The organism is Micromonospora sp. NPDC049171 (assembly GCF_040648275.1).
GTDB lineage: Bacteria > Actinomycetota > Actinomycetes > Mycobacteriales > Micromonosporaceae > Micromonospora.
The window spans coordinates 208,628-226,078 of record NZ_JBEZDJ010000012.1 but is presented as its reverse complement, the minus strand read 5'-3'; the positions used below and the strand labels follow the sequence as shown (position 1 = coordinate 226,078).

General features: G+C 70.5%; 20 protein-coding genes. 19 read left to right on the top strand and 1 reads right to left on the bottom strand.

Annotated features, from left to right (window positions below; genetic code table 11):
• Nucleotides 1–96: 96 nt before the first annotated feature.
• From AB0B14_RS17660 to AB0B14_RS17645, 4 genes are all read left to right on the top strand, one after another.
• Nucleotides 97–375, top strand: a complete 279-nt coding sequence (locus AB0B14_RS17660; protein ID WP_357071649.1) for a hypothetical protein — start codon at nt 97–99, stop codon at nt 373–375.
• Between the two features lie 51 nt (nt 376–426).
• Nucleotides 427–1,818, top strand: a complete 1,392-nt coding sequence (locus tag AB0B14_RS17655) for a DUF4331 domain-containing protein (protein ID WP_357071652.1) — start codon at nt 427–429, stop codon at nt 1,816–1,818.
• A 15-nt stretch (nt 1,819–1,833) separates the two neighbouring features.
• Nucleotides 1,834–2,163, top strand: coding sequence for a phospholipase (locus tag AB0B14_RS17650; RefSeq protein ID WP_357071655.1), 330 nt, complete (start codon nt 1,834–1,836; stop codon nt 2,161–2,163).
• Between the two features lie 460 nt (nt 2,164–2,623).
• Complete coding sequence (locus AB0B14_RS17645; protein WP_007455784.1) at nt 2,624–2,881, top strand: WhiB family transcriptional regulator; 258 nt, start codon at nt 2,624–2,626, stop codon at nt 2,879–2,881.
• A gap of 155 nt (nt 2,882–3,036) precedes the next feature.
• Here the strand turns inward: AB0B14_RS17645 and AB0B14_RS17640 are convergent, their stop codons facing one another.
• The gene (locus AB0B14_RS17640) at nt 3,037–3,486 is read right to left on the bottom strand and encodes a metallopeptidase family protein (RefSeq protein WP_110562108.1); all 450 of its coding nucleotides are present in this window, start codon (nt 3,484–3,486) and stop codon (nt 3,037–3,039) included.
• A 152-nt stretch (nt 3,487–3,638) separates the two neighbouring features.
• Here AB0B14_RS17640 and AB0B14_RS17635 point away from each other — a divergent pair, with 152 nt between their 5' ends.
• The 15 genes from AB0B14_RS17635 to AB0B14_RS17565 all read left to right on the top strand — a co-directional run bounded on the left by AB0B14_RS17635 (nt 3,639) and on the right by AB0B14_RS17565 (nt 17,449).
• Nucleotides 3,639–4,007 (top strand): DUF3499 domain-containing protein, encoded by a 369-nt coding sequence (locus AB0B14_RS17635; RefSeq protein WP_357071658.1) that lies wholly within the window; start codon nt 3,639–3,641, stop codon nt 4,005–4,007.
• Nucleotides 4,008–4,324: 317 nt separating this feature from the next.
• Nucleotides 4,325–5,068 carry a Scr1 family TA system antitoxin-like transcriptional regulator gene (locus AB0B14_RS17630; RefSeq protein WP_357523014.1) on the top strand — a complete coding sequence of 248 codons (744 nt, stop codon included), beginning with the start codon at nt 4,325–4,327 and terminating at the stop codon, nt 5,066–5,068.
• Entirely contained in the window at nt 5,059–5,253 is a 195-nt protein-coding gene (locus tag AB0B14_RS17625) for a DUF397 domain-containing protein (RefSeq protein ID WP_357071667.1), read from the top strand. Before AB0B14_RS17630 ends, AB0B14_RS17625 begins: the two co-directional genes overlap by 10 nt.
• 217 nt (nt 5,254–5,470) lie before the next feature.
• On the top strand, nt 5,471–6,670 hold the full coding sequence (locus AB0B14_RS17620; protein ID WP_357071670.1) for a spermidine/putrescine ABC transporter substrate-binding protein: 1,200 nt from the start codon (nt 5,471–5,473) through the stop codon (nt 6,668–6,670).
• A 5-nt stretch (nt 6,671–6,675) separates the two neighbouring features.
• Nucleotides 6,676–7,827 carry an ABC transporter ATP-binding protein gene (locus tag AB0B14_RS17615; RefSeq protein ID WP_357523013.1) on the top strand — a complete coding sequence of 384 codons (1,152 nt, stop codon included), beginning with the start codon at nt 6,676–6,678 and terminating at the stop codon, nt 7,825–7,827.
• A 107-nt stretch (nt 7,828–7,934) separates the two neighbouring features.
• Nucleotides 7,935–8,738: an ABC transporter permease gene (locus AB0B14_RS17610; protein ID WP_357523005.1), complete on the top strand. Its 804-nt coding sequence runs from the start codon at nt 7,935–7,937 to the stop codon at nt 8,736–8,738.
• Nucleotides 8,735–9,520, top strand: coding sequence for an ABC transporter permease (locus tag AB0B14_RS17605; protein ID WP_357523004.1), 786 nt, complete (start codon nt 8,735–8,737; stop codon nt 9,518–9,520). The genes AB0B14_RS17610 and AB0B14_RS17605 overlap by 4 nt, the downstream gene beginning before the upstream one ends.
• Nucleotides 9,521–9,798: 278 nt before the next feature.
• Complete coding sequence (locus tag AB0B14_RS17600) at nt 9,799–10,608, top strand: G5 domain-containing protein (RefSeq protein WP_357523012.1); 810 nt, start codon at nt 9,799–9,801, stop codon at nt 10,606–10,608.
• A gap of 349 nt (nt 10,609–10,957) precedes the next feature.
• On the top strand, nt 10,958–11,713 hold the full coding sequence (locus tag AB0B14_RS17595) for a DUF559 domain-containing protein (protein ID WP_357523003.1): 756 nt from the start codon (nt 10,958–10,960) through the stop codon (nt 11,711–11,713).
• Nucleotides 11,714–12,104: 391 nt separating this feature from the next.
• On the top strand, nt 12,105–12,770 hold the full coding sequence (locus AB0B14_RS17590) for a response regulator transcription factor (RefSeq protein ID WP_357523002.1): 666 nt from the start codon (nt 12,105–12,107) through the stop codon (nt 12,768–12,770).
• Nucleotides 12,767–13,831: a HAMP domain-containing sensor histidine kinase gene (locus AB0B14_RS17585; RefSeq protein WP_357523001.1), complete on the top strand. Its 1,065-nt coding sequence runs from the start codon at nt 12,767–12,769 to the stop codon at nt 13,829–13,831. Before AB0B14_RS17590 ends, AB0B14_RS17585 begins: the two co-directional genes overlap by 4 nt.
• A gap of 71 nt (nt 13,832–13,902) precedes the next feature.
• Nucleotides 13,903–14,916 carry a pyridoxal-phosphate dependent enzyme gene (locus AB0B14_RS17580; RefSeq protein WP_357523000.1) on the top strand — a complete coding sequence of 338 codons (1,014 nt, stop codon included), beginning with the start codon at nt 13,903–13,905 and terminating at the stop codon, nt 14,914–14,916.
• Nucleotides 14,913–16,043: a D-alanine--D-alanine ligase family protein gene (locus AB0B14_RS17575; protein ID WP_357071691.1), complete on the top strand. Its 1,131-nt coding sequence runs from the start codon at nt 14,913–14,915 to the stop codon at nt 16,041–16,043. The genes AB0B14_RS17580 and AB0B14_RS17575 overlap by 4 nt, the downstream gene beginning before the upstream one ends.
• A complete protein-coding gene (locus tag AB0B14_RS17570; protein ID WP_357522999.1) occupies nt 16,040–16,717 on the top strand; it encodes a M15 family metallopeptidase in 678 nt (225 codons plus the stop codon). Before AB0B14_RS17575 ends, AB0B14_RS17570 begins: the two co-directional genes overlap by 4 nt.
• Nucleotides 16,718–16,774: 57 nt before the next feature.
• The gene (locus tag AB0B14_RS17565; RefSeq protein ID WP_357522998.1) at nt 16,775–17,449 is read left to right on the top strand and encodes a hypothetical protein; all 675 of its coding nucleotides are present in this window, start codon (nt 16,775–16,777) and stop codon (nt 17,447–17,449) included.
• Nucleotides 17,450–17,451: the final 2 nt, after the last annotated feature.

Below are 17,451 nucleotides of genomic sequence, written 5' to 3'. Positions count from 1 at the left end.
CGGTGTCCCCTTCAGGGGCCCGGTGGCGTCGTTGGACGGTGCCGGACCCGTCCGTCCCCCGCGGGCGCGTGCGCGCCGCAGCCGGAAAGGTTGCCCATGACCAGTGATCAGCGGAAGCGGCAGTGGCCGCGACTGACCCGCCGGCAGACGTTGACCGCAGCGGCGAGCGCCACTCTCGGTGCCGCCGCGCTCACCGTGCCGGGCCTGTCAGCCGCGCAGAACGCCCCCGGCGCGGCCGGCCGAGCCGACGAACCGATCGTCGTGCACCTGCGTGACGCCGAATCCGGAACGATGGACGTCTTCGTCGGTGAGGCGCGGATCGAGGTACGTGACCGCGGCCTGGCGGACCGGCTGCGGCGCGCCGCCCGGCGCTGACCCGACATCCCGCACTGCCATCCTGTCCCCGCCCAGTGAGGTTGGTCCGCCATGTCTTCCCACCGTGAGGCCCCGGAGATAGCCAAGGATCCGGTCGCCGACAGCTCCGACCTGTACGCGTTCGTCAGCCCCGACAAGCCCGACACGGTGACGTTGATCGCCAACTACGTGCCGTTGCAGTTGCCCTCCGGGGGCCCGAACTTCTTCGAGTTCGGTGACGACGTCCGTTACGAGATCCATATCGACAACGACGGCGACGGTCGTCCGGATGTCACCTACCGGTTCGAATTCACCACCGAGATCACCAATCCGAACAGCTTTCTCTACAACACCGGCACGATCGAGTCGCTGGACAGCAAGAACTGGAACCGGCGGCAGTTCTACAGCCTGACCCGGGTGGCCGACGGCCGGGAGCACCGGTTGGCACACAAGCTGCCCTGCCCGCCGTGCAACGTCGGCCCGCTGTCCACTCCGAAGTACGCGGACCTCGTCCGGCAGGCGACCTACTCGCTCTCCACCGGGGAACGGGTCTTCGCCGGGCAGCGCGCCGACGGCTTCTTCGTCGACCTGGGGGCGATCTTCGACCTCGGCACGTTGCGGCCGTTCCAGCAGCTGCACGTCGCCGGAAAGAAGATCTTCAAGGCCGAGGGGGAGCCGGTCAACGCCACCGACCGGATGAACGTGCACAGCATCGCCGTGCAGGTGCCACTGAAGCAGGTGCGCCGACGCGCCAGCCGGTACGGCGCCGGCGACCGGGCGTCGGTGCTCGGGGTGTGGACGTCGGCGTCGCGCCGGCAGGTGCGGGTGCTCGGCGACCGGGGTGGTGCGGACACCGCGACCGGCCCGTTCACGCAGGTCTCCCGGCTGGGTAATCCGCTGTTCAACGAGGTCATCGTGCCGATGTCCAAGAAGGACCTGTGGAATTCGCTGCCGCCGTCGGAGGACAAGCGGTTCGCGCGGTTCGTGGAGCAACCGGAGCTGGCCGCGTTGCTGCCGGCGCTCTACCCGGACGTCTTTCCCAACCTGGACAAGCTCACCAAGGCCAAGAAGGCCCGCGCGGATCTGGTGGCGATCCTGCTCACCGGCATACCGGCCGGTTTGATCGACGGCTTCACCAACACCACCGGCGACGTGCAGGCCGACATGCTGCGACTGAACACGGCGATCCCGCCGACGGCCAAGCCGGACCGGTTCGGGGTGCTCGGTGGCGACCTGGCCGGGTTCCCGAACGGGCGGCGGGTCGGCGACGACGTGGTCAGCATCGCGCTGCGGGCGATCGCCGGGGTGACCGTGCCGCTCGTGGACAAGACGTTCCGCCCCGACGCGGCGGCCGCCGCTGTCACTCCCGGCCTGAGCGCCGCCGACGTGACCGCGCCGTTCCTCGGGAACTTCCCCTACCTGGGTACGCCGTACGACGGGTTCAACAACCCGCCGGCGGCCTGAGTGGGGGCGCAGCGGATGCACGAGCACGCGTACGGGCCGTCGGAGACCGGGACCGTCGTCCTCGATCTCGGCGGCGACACCGGCGCCCTGATCGTCTACACCGGCCGGGATCTGCATGGCCGGGAGATCGAGATCAGCCGGGACGATGATCGGCGAGTGCACTCCGCGGTGCGGGAGCGCCGGGTGCGGGACGGCTCGTTCCACAGTGCGGTCTACCCGGATCTGCCCGGCGGAATTTATACCGTCTGGTGGGACGCGAACACGCCCGTCGGCAGAGTTTCTGTCCACGGTGGAGGGATAGCCGAGTTCGTGTGGCCCAGCAGCGGTTTCGGGGTCGCCGGCTGACCCTTCCACACCGCTTTTCACGTCGCGCCCCGTCCACATTGTGGACGGGGCGCACGCGCTGTGCCCAGCTTGACGGGCAGTCTGCGCCGCGCCGCGTTAACCTGTCCCCCACCAAGATCAGCTTGGGGGGGTGCGGGTGTCTGGGGCGGCCCTGGCGACGACCTGCCGGGGGAGCGCCACAGCAGAAAAGTCGGGCAACTCGCCGGAGAGGGCGTTACTCGGCCGGGGTCTGAATCGATAGGGCAGGTTGCGAGGCTGGACGGCCCCAGTGGCCGTCCGGGGGTGTCGGGAGGGCGACTCCATTATCAAGTTTGGCTTGACGGCGCACGCATTACACGCGTGTAATTTGAATGGGGTTGTTCGCACGGAACGCAACAAAACGGGACCGGACGGACAAGCACGCCTTTCGCGTGGGGGGTTGCAGCGGCGATGACGCCGGTGCGCGACAAGGAGGCATTTGATGGACGGCCAGCTTGAGGTGGCCGACCTGCTCGGAAACGCGCCGGAGTGGCAGGAGCGAGCGCTGTGCTCGCAGACCGACCCCGAAGCGTTCTTCCCCGAGAAGGGCGGCTCAACCCGCGAGGCGAAGCGGATCTGCTCGCGGTGTGAGGTCAAGACCGAATGCCTCGAATACGCTCTCGGTCACGACGAGCGATTCGGCATCTGGGGTGGGCTCTCCGAGCGGGAGCGGCGCAAGTTGAAGCGGCGGGCCGCCTGAGCGGTGCGAGGTCGGGGCGGTGGGGGCCGTCCGACTCGCCCGGCACAGGCTGCCCGACCGGGGGTTCGTTCGGCCCGGCTCGTCGAGGGCTGCGGTTCGAGCTGAACTGGTGGTGCGGTGTGGCTGTCGGTTCGGTTTGAGCTGTCGGGGACTGCTCAGGCCAGCTCGTCGGGGTCGACGCCGAGCAGGTTCGCCACCTGTTCGATGATCACGTCATGCACGAGATCGGCGAGGTCCTCACGGTCCATCGCCCGGAACTCCAGAGGCCGTCGGTACAACACGATCCGCGGCGGCACCTCCTGGCGGCCCGGACGACCGGGCAGCAGTCGGGCCAACGGGACCTCGCCGTCCTCCAACACGTCGGAGTCGTAGACGTTCAGGTCCGGTGGCACGTCCTCGACCGCGAACTCGACCCCGGCCAACTCCTTGGCGAACCGACGCTCCAGCGTCTCCACGGTGTCCAGCACCAGGTCGTCGAAGACCTCGGCCTTGGTCCGCGCCAGCGGCACGGTGGCCGGCACCAGCCGCCCGCGCAGGCCGCGACCGTGCCGGTCACGGTGCACGCGCCGGCCAGGGCCGGGGCGGCGGTGTTCCGGGCTCGTCATGAGGCAAAGGGTAGCGCCCGCGCCGGGCTGGTCAGCGGCACCGCCGCTCCCGTGGCGCGGCGCGCCACGGACGGCGAACTGTGATCACCGCTACGGGCGTGTCGCAACGCGAAGCGATGCGCCGGACCCGGTAATGGAGATACCCTGCGCCCGTGAGGTCACCACGGCGCTGCTCCCGTAACGGCTGCCCCCGGCAAGCGGTCGCCACATTGACCTATGTCTACAACGAGTCGACAGCGGTGGTGGGGCCACTGGCGGCGTTCGCCGAGCCGCACACGTACGACCTGTGTGAGCCGCACGCCCGTAGCCTGACGGCACCGCGCGGCTGGGACGTGGTCCGGCACGAGGGTGAGTTCGAGCCACCGCCGCCCACCACGGACGACCTGGTCGCGCTCGCCGAGGCGGTCCGCGAGGCCGCCCGCCCGGCCCCCCGCCCCCCAGACCCCGACCAGAACCACCACGACCACCCCCACCAAACCGGCCGCCGAGGCCACCTCCGAGTAATCCCCCCCAACCACTAACCCCCCCGGCCCTCGGCCCCCCTCCCCCCGCCCCCTCCCTCATGGCCCTGTTGATCATGGGGTTATTGCCATCCCGCCCGGCGTGTCGGCGCTATAACTCCATGATCAACGCGCTGGTGCGGCCGGGTGTGGGGGGCCCGCTGGGGGAGGGGCACTTTGGGGGCGTTTTGGGGGTGCCTGGGGGACGTGTTGACACGTCTGACCGCCACACGCCGGTAGGCCGCAGACATCGCCACTCACCGTCACTAGCATGCGCCGCAGCGTGCATACCTGGCGGGCAGGAGGATCCGGTGGCGAACGAGGCGTTGCGGGTGGCGATGGCCGAGGCGGGGGAGACGGCCGAATCGCTGGCGGAGAAGGTTCGCGTCGACCCCAAGACGGCCGCGCGGTGGCTCGCCGCGGGGCGCATCCCGCACTCCCGTACCCGGGTCGCGGTGGCCCAGGTGCTGCGTCGGGACGCGGCCGACCTCTGGCCGGAGCCGTTCCGGCGCCGTGACCTGCCGTGGTTCCGGCAGTGGGCCGAGCTTGAACAGGACGCCACCGGCATTCGCTGGTATGAGCCGCTGCTCGTGCCGGGCCTGCTCCAGACCGAGGGGTACGCTCGCGCGGTGCTGGGCACCGGCGGGCTGCTCCCACCGTCCGAGGTGGACCTGATCGTCGCGGGCCGCCTCGAACGGCAGGCGGTCCTCGGCCGAGCCGCCCCGCCACAACTCGTGACGGTGATCGACGAGGTGGTGCTACGCCGGCTGGTCGGTGACCGCGCCGTGATGTCCGGGCAGTTGGCCCACCTGGCGGCGGTCGCGGAGTGGGAGCACGTGCAGGTGCGGGTCATCCCGGCGGAGAACCCGTGGCACACCGGTCTGGCCGGCCCCTTCGTGCTGGGTCGCCTGCCCGACGGGACGGAATTGGCGTATCTCGACAACCAGCTCCGCGGTCAGGTCGTGACCGATCCCGTCGATATCGCTAACCTGGGACGCAGGTGGGAGAGCGTTGCCGGTGAGGCGTTACCCCAACGTCAGTCGATCGAGCTGATCAGGGAAGTGGCCACGACATGGACATGACCGACGCCCGTTGGCGCACCGCGACCCGCAGCAGCAACAACGGCGGTGCCTGCGTGGAGGTGGCCGACAACCTGCCCGGTCGGGTGCTGGTGCGCGACAGCAAGGACCGCGACGGTGGCACCCTGACCTTCGCGCCGGCCGCCTGGTCGTCCTTCGTCGACGAGGTCCGTCGGTCCGACCGCTGACGCTGACCGCTGATCCACCGGCCGCTGATCCACTCGGGTTCCTGCAAAGCGCGGTGTCGCAGCGCCCAGGACACCCCGACTTCCGGAAACGCGAGTGGACCAAGCTGAGCGTGGTCGAATCCTGCACGGGCAGTGACGGGCCGGCCCCGATGCTCCTCTCCTGCCGCAGGTTTGTCATCGTGTCAGTCGTCCACGGCGCCGACCCTGAGGAAAACTGATGCGTGTTCCCCTCCGGCCCGTCTCCCGGCGTGGACTACTCAGCGGCACTCTCGGCTCGGCCGCCCTGCTCGCCGCCGGGGGCGGCGCCCTGGGCGGCGGCCTTGCCGGCTGCGGCACCGAGGGCGCGCAGCAGACCGAGGCCGGCTGCGTCAGCGAGGACCGCTCCGGCACCGAGAAGAAGCTGGCGTTCTCCAACTGGCCGCAGTACCTGGACGTGGACGACGCGGACGAGTCCAAGCGACCCAGCCTGGACGAGTTCGGGCGGAAGACCGGCATCCAGGTCACCTACACCGAGGACATCAACGAAAACAACGAGTTCTTCGGCAAGGTGCAGCACCAGCTCGCCGCCTGCCAGAGCACCGACCGGGACATCATCGTGCTGACCGACTGGATGGCGGCCCGGATGAGCCGGCTCGGCTGGATCCAGCAGCTCGACCCCGCGAAGATGCCGAACGTGCGGGCCAACCTGCTGCCGTCGCTGGTCAACCACTCCTTCGACACCGACAGCCGGCTCTCCGTCCCGTGGCAGGCCGGCCTCGCCGGGTTGGCGTACAACGGTGACGTCACCGGGGAACTGCGTACCGTCGACGAGCTGCTGACCCGCCCCGACCTGAAGGGCCGGGTGTCGGCGCTCAGCGAGATGCGCGACACGATGGGCCTGTTGATGCAGTCCAACGGGCACGACCCGGCCAACTTCACCACGGCCCAGTTCGACGACGCGCTCACCAAGCTCAAGAGGGCCGTCGACTCCGGGCAGATCCGCAGGTTCACCGGCAACGACTACGCACCCGACCTGGCCAAGGGCGACATCGCCGCGTGCATCGGCTGGTCCGGGGATGTCATCCAACTCTCCGGCGCGAACGAGAAGGTGCGGTTCGTCGCGCCCGACTCCGGCGTGGTGCTCTACAGCGACAACATGATGGTGCCGATCCGGGCCACCCACAAGGCGAACGCCGAGCAGCTCATCAACTACTACTACGAGCCGGCCGTCGCCGCGAGGCTCGCCGCCTACGTCAACTACATCTGCCCGGTCAAGGGCGCGCAGGCCGAGATGGAGAAGATCGACAGCGAGTTGGCCGTCAACCCGCTGATCTTCCCCGACGACGCGCTGCTGTCGAAGGCCACGACGTTCATGGTCCTGGACACCAAGCAGGAGCAGGAGTACGAGAGTAAGTTCCAGCAGGTCATCGGGGCGTGACGGGGATGGCGCGCGAGGCACCCGGCGGCGATCTGCGCCTGGCCAACCTCACCAAGCGGTTCGGCAGTGTCACCGCCGTCGACGGCGTCAACCTGACCGTCGGGCAGGGCTCGTTCTTCGCGCTGCTCGGCCCGTCCGGCTGCGGCAAGACCACCACGCTGCGGATGATCGCCGGCCTGGAGGAGCCGACAAGCGGCCAGGTGCTGCTCGGAGACGGCGACGTCACCCGGCTGCGACCGTACCGGCGACCGGTCAACACCGTGTTCCAGAGCTACGCCCTCTTTCCGCACCTCACCGTCTTCGAGAACGTGGCCTTCGGGCTGCGTCGACGCGGCCTCCGCTCGGTGGACGGCGAGGTGCACCGGATGCTGTCGCTGGTGCAGCTCGATGGCTACGGCAAGCGCCGACCGGCCCAGCTCTCCGGCGGCCAGCAGCAACGGGTCGCGCTGGCCCGCGCCCTGGTCAACCGGCCGCAGGTGCTGCTGCTCGACGAGCCCCTCGGCGCTCTCGACCTGAAGCTGCGCCGGCAGATGCAGATCGAGCTGAAGCGCATCCAGGCCGAGGTCGGCATCACCTTCGTACACGTCACCCACGACCAGGAGGAGGCCCTGACCATGGCCGACACCGTCGCGGTGCTGAACGCGGGTCGGATCGAGCAGCAGGGCGCGCCGGCCGACCTCTACGAGTTCCCCGCCACCGCGTTCGTGGCGAGCTTCCTCGGCCAGTCCAACCTGCTCGCCGGCGAGGCCACCGGCGCCAGCGGCGGCGACGTCGCGGTGACGGCGCACGGCACGCGCTTCTCGGTGCCCGCCGGCCGGGCACGGTCCGACCGCGGTCCGGTCCACCTGGGGGTACGCCCCGAGAAGCTGACTCTGGTCGGCTCCGCCGACCAGGTGCCCGTGGGGCATCAACACGTCACCGGGGTGGTCAGCGACGCCTCCTACGTGGGGGTCAGCACGCAGTATCTGCTGCGTACCGACTGGGGCGGCGAGCTGACGGTGTTCGTGGCGAACAGCGCGACGTCGACGCCTGTCGCCCTCGGCGGTGCGGCCGTTGCGTACTGGCACCCGCGGCACGCGTTCCTGCTGCCCCGGGGCGCCGCAGACGCCGACCGGCCGTGGCCGGTGCTCGCCGAGCCGGTGAGCGCGTCGCCGTGACCCGCCCGGCTCCCAGCGGCTCGGGGCAGGCAGCGCCGGCGGCTGCGGCACCGGCAGCCCGGTCCGGGAGGCGCCCGCTTCTGCCGTACCTCCTGGCTTTTCCTGCTGTGGCCTGGCTGTTCGTCTTTTTCGGGGTGCCGCTGGCGCAGCTCGCGGCGGCCAGCCTGTACGACCCCGACGGCTCGCTGTCCACCGGCTACGCGATGAGCTGGGCGGTCGGCAACTACCCGGACGTGCTGCGGGCGTACTGGCCGCAGTTTCTGCGCTCGTTCGGCTACGCCGGGCTGGCCCTGGTGCTGGCGCTGCTGCTGGGCTACCCGCTGGCGTACGCGATCGCGCGGAAAGCCGGGCGGTGGAAGAACCTGCTGCTGGTCTGCGTGGTCGCGCCGATGTTCACCAGTTTCCTGGTCCGCACGTTGGCGTGGAAGACGATCCTGTCGGACAACGGCGCGCTCGTCGGCCTGCTGCGCGACGTGCACCTGCTCGCACCGGACGGCCGGCTGCTGGCCACGCCGTTCGCGGTGGTGCTCGGCCTGACGTACAACTTCCTGCCGTTTCTGGTGCTGCCGCTGTACGCGAGCCTGGAGCGGCTCGACCACCGCTTGCTGGAGGCGGCCGGCGACCTGTACGCGAGCGGGGCGCAGACGTTCCGCCAGGTGACCCTGCCGTTGTCCCGGCCCGGCCTGGTCGCCGGCATGCTGCTGTTCTTCATCCCGGCCAGCGGCGACTACATCAACGCCGAACTGCTCGGCACGCCCAACGAGTACATGATCGGCAACGTGATCGACTCGGCGTTCCTGGTCCGGCTGGACTACCCGCAGGGCGCCGCGCTGTCGTTCCTGCTGCTGGCGGCGATCCTCGCGGTGGTCTTCGGTCACCTGCGCGGGGCCGGCACGGGGGAGGTGCCGTGAGGATCACCCGTTGGCTGGTCGACCGCTGGGTGCTGATCGTGGCGCTGCTGGTGCTCGGCTACCTGGCGCTGCCGATCCTGGTGGTGGCCGGGCTGTCCTTCAACCGGCCGTCGAGTCGACTGTCGTACGACTTCAACGAGTTCACCCTGGACAACTGGCGACAGCCCTGCGCCACCTCGGACATGTGTGACGCGGTGCTGCGCAGCGTACGGATCGGTTTCCTCGCCACGGTGATCGCCACCGTGCTGGGCACCCTGCTCGCGTTCGCGCTGGTCCGGCACCGCCCGCGCGGCCGGTCCGGCATCAACATGCTGATCTTCCTGTCGATGGCCACCCCGGAACTGGTGATGGGCACGTCGCTGCTGGCGCTCTTCGTGGCGGCGGGGGTGCCACAGGGCTTCTGGACCATCGTGATCGCACACGTGACGTTCTGCGTGTCGTTCGTGGTGGTCACCGTGAAGGCACGGCTGGCCGGAATGGACCGGCGGCTGGAGGAGGCCGCCATGGACCTCTACGCCAACGAGTGGCAGACCTTCCGGAGGATCACCCTGCCGCTGGTGCTGCCCGGCATCGTGGCCGCCGCGCTGCTGGCCTTCTCGCTGAGTTTCGACGACTTCATCGTCACGAACTTCAACGCCGGCACCACAGTCACGTTCCCGATGTACGTCTGGGGCGCCGCCCAGCGTGGCATCCCCCCACAGGTGAACGTCATCAGCACGGCGATGTTCGCGATCGCGCTGCTGCTGGCCGCCCTCACCTCGCTCCGCTCTCGCCGCCGCTAACCCGGTGCGCTGACGGCATCTCGACACAACCTTCGTCGACCTCGGCCGTCGCCTGTAGGACCCTGCAGATGAGTCCGGTACGTGGAGGTTTGCACCTCCTGATGGCAGGTGCAGCCGCACGATCGGCCCCGTCGGGCCCGACACCAAGGTCGCCGCAGTTGTCGGTTGGTCGCCGGAGGGCCGCCCACCGATCGTCCATGGACAGCGAATGGCGCGGGTGATCGTCACGACGGCGGATATTGCAGCGAGTATTTGAGACGACACTCATCGCCGTGACGATGCAACCACCGCAGAACCCTGGGCCGCACCCGCCGCCGTTCGCCCCGGCGCCCCGACCGGACTGGTTCCGCCGGGCCAGCCCGGGCCGTCGAGTGGCCGTGATCCTCGGCTCGGTAGCCCTCTCGTTCCTGCTGCTCTGCTGCACCGGGAGTGCCATCGTCGGCGCGCTGACCGACGAAACGAAGCGCACCCGTACCGGCACCTCTGCTGAGGAGCCGCAGCAACCCATCGTGGCGGCATCCGCCGAGCCGACCGAGGCGCAGGTCGCGTCGCCGATCGCCGACCCGTCTGCCACGCCTGTCCCGCCCGGTACTGCGACCCCGTCCGGAGTGGCGCGACCGTCTGGTGCGGGACCTTCGTCTGGTGCGGCGCCCTCGTCTGGTGCGGTGCCCTCGCCGGTGGTGCGGGTGAAGACTGTCACCGAGCTGAGCGTGATCAGGCACGGTGCGCAGACCATCAAGGATTCATCGCTGGCCGAGGGCAAGCGGGTGGTCCGCACCAAGGGTGTGGACGGCGTGCGAACGCTGACCTACCAGGTGACCACCACGGACGGGGTTCAGACGGGCCGGAAGTTGGTCAAGTCCACAGTTACGAAGCAGCCGGTAACCGAGGTCGTCGCTGTCGGAACCAAGAAGCCACAGTCGTCGAATTGCGACCCGAACTACAGCGGCTGCGTCCCGATCGCCAGCGACGTCGACTGCGCCGGCGGCAGCGGAAACGGCCCGGCCTACGTCAGCGGGCCCATCCGGGTGGTCGGCAACGACATCTACGACCTGGACCGCGACGGCGACGGCACCGCCTGCGACTAACCCACCCCCGCCCCCGACGCTGAGCGGCGTCGTCCGCCCCTGAGCGGCGTCGATCATGGAGTTGTGGTGGCCGGGAAGCGCAGGTTTGAGGCTTCTGTCCGGCACCACAACTCCATGATCGACCGAGGTGGCGGGCTGGTGCGCATAGCACTTTGGGAGGTACTTCGGGGGTTGTGCACAGGGCCTGTAGTTATCCACAGGTTGCTGGGTTGGGGTCGAGGGTTGGCGACCTGTTGGTGCAGATTCCTGCGGCATGGCAGAGCGTTCGTATCGATACTCGGAGTTACTTTCCGCCGGTCTTAGTCGGGAGCAAGTGCGTAGGCTGGCCGAGCGGTCCCGCCTGCACCGGATGTCTCGCGGCATCTACGCGCCGTCGGCCGATCAGGCTGGACGCCTACCAGCGATCTTCCGACGGCTACCCGCCACTGCCGTCGTCGGCTTCCACACCGGCGCACAACTGCATGGCTTCGGCGACGCTCGCACAACCGACGTGCACGTGCTCGTGCCGGCAGGGGAGAACGTCCCGCGTATCCGGGGCGTCGTCACCCACGAGGCGGTACTGCCGGTGCGCGACCCGGTGCTGCTGGCCGGGGTGCCCTGTGCGCCCGCCTCCAGGTGCGCGGTGGACCTGGCCCGGTCCCTGCACCGGATGGCAGTGATACCGCTGCTGGACCTTTGTCTCCGCGTAGGTGCCTGCCAGCCCGAGGAGCTTCGGGCCGAGGTCGATCGGCACAGGCGTTTGCGTGGAGTCTGTCAGGCGCGTGATCTCGTGCCCCGTGCCGATCCCCGGGCAGAGTGCCGGCAGGAGAGCCAACTCCGGCTGGTACTCATGGACGGCGGCCTGCCGCCGCCGGAGCCGCAGCTTTGGGTCCCAGACAGAAACGGGATACCGCTCTACCGCCTCGACCTTGGTTACCGGCAACACCGCGTCGGTGTCGAGTACGACGGTTCGTCCCACCTGGACCGCGTCCGACTCCGGCACGATCGCTCTCGAATGAACTGGCTCGCCGCCAATGGCTGGCAAATGCGCCACTTCACCGACCTGGACCTCTACCGTCGCCCCGCCCACATCATCAAAACCCTGATCCCGCTCCTAGCCCCCTAGCCAAACCCAACACGAGCGACTCACGCCCCCGTCCCCCTGTCGATCATGCAGTTGTGGTGCCTCTCAAAGGGTGCAATAGGGGGCCCAACGCCCACCACAACTCCATGATCGACGGGGCGGGGGGCGGGGGGCGGGGGGCGGGGGGCGGGGGCGGGACGGGGCGGGGTGTGGGTGGGGGTGTGGTGGAGGTCACGTTGGTTTTGGCGGGGTGGTTTTGGGGGCGGATTGGGTGGAGGGCTTGTGGTGGGGACGAAACCGGCAGGGTCTGGCTTGCGCTGGTTTGCCCGTTGGACATGCGCGTGGAGGATGGCTGCGACGGGTGCTTACAGAACCCTTAACCCCGGCCTGCCACGGTATGCCGGGTAGAGGGGAACTCGGGGGAGCGGACGACGTGCGGGTGCTGGTGGCGGACGACGAGCGGTTGTTGGCGGATACGGTGGCCGAAGGGCTGCGCCGCCTGTCGATGGCCGTCGACGTCTGCTACGACGGCGACGGTGCGCTGGAGCGGATCGGGGTGAACCGGTACGACGTCGCCGTGCTGGACCGGGACATGCCCGGGCACACCGGCGACGAGGTGTGCCGCAGCATCGCCGACTCGCAGGTCGGCACCCGGGTGCTGCTGCTCACCGCGGCGGCCGGCATTCGGGACCGGGTGGAGGGTCTCGGTCTCGGTGCGGACGACTACCTGACCAAGCCGTTCGCCTTCGCCGAGTTGGTGGCCCGGGTGCAGGCGCTGGGTCGACGGTCCACCCCGGCGTTGCCGCCGGTGCTCGCCCGGGACGGCCTGACGCTGGACGTGGGCCGGCACGTGGCGACGCGGGACGGCCGTCCGCTCGCCCTGAGCCCGAAGGAGTTCGCCGTGCTGCACGTGCTGCTGCGGGCCGACGGGAAGGTGGTCAGCGCCGAGGAGTTGCTGGAGCAGGCCTGGGACGAGTTCGCCGACCCGTTCACCAACGCGGTACGGGTCACCGTGATGACCCTGCGCAAGAAGCTCGGCGATCCCGCGGTCATCCACACGGTTCCGAAGGCCGGCTACCGGATCGGCGGTACGCCGTGACCTGGACGCCCCGACGTCGGGTGCTGCTGGTGGGCCTGCTGGCCCTGCTGGCCGGGCCACTGCTGCCGACGCTGGGCAAATGGCTGGCCGGGGTGACCTGGACCTGGGGGCAGCAGTTCTGCGCCGTGCCCGTGCCAGGGCTCAGCGGCGCGTGCGCCGAGGCGCGTTCCGGGGCGTTCGTGTTGCCCCTGGTGGCCGTGCTGGTCGTGAGCGTGGCGGTCCTGGTGGCGCTCTGGTTCGGCGCGGTGTGGTGCCTGCGCCCGGTCCGTGACCTGGCGGGGCCGATCGGGCACCTCGGCCCGCAGAATCTGGGTCACCGGATCCGACCTCGGGGGCGCGACGAGTTGGCCCAGTTGTCCCGGTCGATCGACGAGATGATGGAACGCGTCTCCGCCGGGTACGAGGGGCAGCGACGGTTCGCCGCGAACGCCTCGCACGAGCTGCGTACCCCGCTGGCGGTGCAGCGGACGCTCATCGAGGTCGGCATGGCTCGGGCGTTGTCCGGTGAGCAGTTGGAGCTGTTGACCAGCCAACTGTTGGAGACCAACGAGCGCAACGAGCGGCTGATCGAGGGCCTGCTCGCCCTCAGCGAGAGCGACCAGGGCCTGCGCTCGCGGATACCGCAGCGGCTCGACTCGCTCGTCGCGTCGGTGCTGGCCGGGTACCAGGACCGCGCCCGGGAGGCCGCGGTCACCATCGACACCCATCTCGTACCCCGGGTCGTGGTGGGGGAGCGGGTGCTGTTGGAGCGCCTGGTCAGCAACCTGGTGGAGAACGGGATCAAGTACAACCGGCGGGGTGGCTCGCTGACCGTCGCGGTGAGCGGGGTGCCCGCGCTGTCCGTGGTCAACACCGGTCAGCCCGTGCCGGCCGAGGCGGTGGCCGGTCTCTTCGAGCCGTTCCGCCGGCTCGCCCGGGATCGCACCTCGCACGGCGGCGGCGCGGGCCTCGGTCTGGCCATCGCCCGCTCGATCACCCAGGCGCACGACGGGATCATCGCGGCCCGGCCCGCCGAGCACGGGGGCCTACGCGTCGACGTCCAACTACCCAATGTGACCTAGCACCGCACCGTCGTCTACCGGGTCCGCGTACCGCTGGACCCGGCCCGTGGTGTGCCCGAAAGGAAGAACCGATGTCACACACCGTTGCCCAGACCCGGGCCGATGTGCGGGAGGCCGCCCGCTGGCTCGCCGGCCGCGTGGTCCGGACACCCGTGCTGCGGTCCCCGGTGATCGACGAACTGGCCGGGGCGCGAGTCCTGTTCAAGGCGGAGAACCTCCAGGACGGCGGCTCGTACAAGATGCGTGGCGCGCTGCGGGCGGTCGGTCGGCTCGTCGCGGCCGGTCACACCGGGGTGATCGCGCAGAGCACCGGCAACCACGCGGTGGCGGTGGCGTTGGCGGCCCGGCGGCACGGGATCGCGGCGACGGTGGTGCTGCCGGTCGACGCGGCACCGACGAAGGTCGACCGGGCCCGCGCGGCGGGGGCGCGGGTGGTGTTCGCCGGCACCAGCGTGCCGGAGCGGGTGGCGGTGGCCAACGGGCTCAGCGACGAGAGCGGTCACCCCGTGGTCGACGCGTACGACCACCCGGACGTCATCGCCGGGCAGGGCACCGCCAGCCTCGAACTGATCGAGGAGGCCGAGCGCGCCGGCACACCGCTGGACACGCTCGTCGTACCGGTGGGTGGGGGTGGTGGGGTCGCGGGCGGCTGCCTGGCCGCCGCCGGCACGAACATCGAGGTGTACGGCGTGGAACCGGTTGGTTGTGACTCGCTCGCCCGCAGCCTGGCGGCCGGTGAGCGTGTCCCGGTCGCGCCGGTGCCGACGATCGCGGACGGGCTGCGGCCGTCCTGCGTGGGTGAGTTGCCGTTCGCGATCGTGCGTAACGTGCTGCGTGGGGTCGTTCGGGTCGACGACGACGAGATCGGGGCGGCGTTCCGGCTGATCCTGACGGAGCTGAAGGTGCTCGCCGAGCCGTCCGGTGCGGCCGGCCTGGCCGGTGCGCTCCGGCTCGCCCGCGAAGCCGGCCGGCAGCGAACGGTCGGGGTGGTGCTGACCGGCGGGAACGTGGAGGCGGCGCTGGTGGCCCGGCTGCTGACGCAACCGGCCGCCGAGGTGGCGGCTGTGGATCAGGTGGCGGCGTGAGCGCGCCGACGCGGATCGGAATCCTGTTCGGTGGGCCGTCGGCGGAGCACGACGTGTCCTGTGCGTCCGCGCTCGGGGTGGCTCGGGCGCTCGGCGGCGGCGGTTACCGCACACTCGCCATCGGCGTCACCCGCAGCGGCGGACTGCGGCTGATGCCCGACGCGTTACTGGCCGAGTTGCGCGACCGGCCGGCCGCCGAGCGGGCCATCGACGACCGCCTGCTGGTGACCGGCCCGGCCGTCGAGCTGCGGGCCGGTCCGCGTCCCGGCGTCGTGCAGGTGTACGCGGGTAACGCGCCCGGCGCGGTGCACGCCGAGCTGGACGTGGTCTTCCCGGTGCTGCACGGCCCGTTCGGCGAGGACGGCGTGGTGCAGGGGCTGCTGGAGTCCCTGAACGTGCCGTACGTCGGGTGCGGCATCCTCGCCTCGGCGGTGGGCATGAACAAGGTGGCGATGAAGCGGGCGCTGCGCGCCGAGGGCATCCCCGTCACCCCGTACGTGGCGTTCGACGCGCACACCTACCGGGCGGCCGACGACCCGGAGAAGCTGGTCCTCGGGCTGCGCCGGCCGCTCTTCGTGAAGCCGGCCAGCATGGGTTCCTCGATCGGCATCTCCCGGGTCGGCGAGGGCGACGACCTGGCCGCCGCCGTGGAGGAGGCGCTTCGCCACGATCAGCTCGTCATGGTCGAGCAGGGGGTCACCGGCCGCGAGCTGGAGTGCGCGGTGCTCGGTGGCTGGCGCCCGGAGGCGTCGGCGGTGGGCGAGGTGCGGGTCGACGGCGGTTGGTTCGACTACCAGCAGAAGTACTTCGGTGCCGCGGATCCGATGATCGTCCCCGCCGTGTTGCCGGACGAGGTCACCGCGCGGGTCCGCGAGCTGTCGCTGCGCGCGTTCGCCGCGATCGGCGGTTGGGGCCTGGCCCGGGTCGACTTCTTCTACGACGAGACGACAGGTGAGCTGTACGTCAACGAGTTGAACACCATGCCCGGTTTCACCGCGCACTCGATGTATCCGAAGGTGTGGGCGGCCGTCGGTGTCGGCTACCGCGAGGTGGTGGATCGTCTCGTCGAGTTGGCCCGTACCCGGCATGCGGAACGCACCGCGATCACCACCGGGACCGTCCGATGATCCTGCTCTCCGATCCCCGGGTGGCGGCGGTGCCCAGCGCCGACGACGGCGACCCCCTGCTGGACCTGCGTGAGCTGCCGGAGCTGCGGCTCGACGGCCGCGCGGCCGACCCCGCCGGGGCGTACGCCCGGCTGCGCGCCGCGGTCGTGGACCGCCTGCTGGCCGCGCAGCGTGCCCTGCCGGCCGGGATGCGCCTGCTGGTGGTCGAGGGTTACCGGCCGTACCAGGCCCAGTTGGCCATCTTCACCGGCTACCGGGACGAGCTGCGCCGACGGCACCCGGACTGGTCCCCGCAGCGGCTGCACCGGGAGACCACCAAGTTCGTCTCGCCGGTCGAGGTGGCCCCGCACAGCACCGGCGGGGCGGTCGACCTGACGCTGTGCACCGACGACGGTGTGGAGTTGGACCTCGGCACGGCCATCGACGCGACCCCGGAGGACAGCGCCGACGCCTGTTTCACCAACGCACCCACGATCGGCGCCACCGCCCGACGGCACCGGCAGATCATGGTGGACGCTCTCGGCGGCGCCGGGATGGTGAACTACCCGACCGAGTGGTGGCACTGGTCGTACGGCGACCGCTACTGGGCGCTGATGACCGGGGCGCCGCACACCCGGTACGGGCCGATGGACCTGGCCGCCGCACGATCGGTGCCCGTACCGGCTGAACGGTAGGCGGTTCCCGTCCGTACCAGGGGGTGCAGGACACCACCGAGGACGGGAGTGACGGCGATGAGGGTGCAGCGCAGGCACGTGCTGGCGGCGAGCGTGGCGGTGCTCGCCGCGGCGGGTGTGGCGGTGGGGACCAACCTCGGTTTCGCCGACACCGCCCCGACCCGGTCGTCGGTCTGCTCCGGCTCGGTCACCTTCTCGGCGGAGGGTGGTGCGCCCGCGGCGACCAGCGACCGCTTCCCGGTGGGTACGCGGCTGCGAGTGACCAACCTGGACAACAACCGGGCTGCCACGGTGACGGTGACCGGCCCGTCGGGCAGTTGTGTGCTGCTCAACGCGGCGGCCATGGAGTTGGTGCGGGAGCCGGGCAAGAACGTGATCCGCCGCAACGTGGTGGAACGGGTGGACGGGGGCGCGCCGCCGGCCGGGCAGCAGACCGCCGGCACGATCCGCCCCGGCGCGGCGTCCCCCGGAGCGTCGGGCCCGGCCCCCCGCTCGGCCTGCTCCGGCTCGATCACCTTCTTCGCCGAGGGTGGCGCGCCGGCGGCCACCAGCGGCCAGTTCCCGGTGGGTACGCGGCTGCGGGTGACCAACCTGGACAACAACCGGGCGACCACGGTGACGGTGACCGGCCCGTCGGGCAGTTGCGTGCTGCTCAACTCGGCGGCGATGGACCAGATCCGTGAGCCCGGCAAGAACCTGGTCCGCCGCAACACGGTCGAGGTGCTGCGCTGACG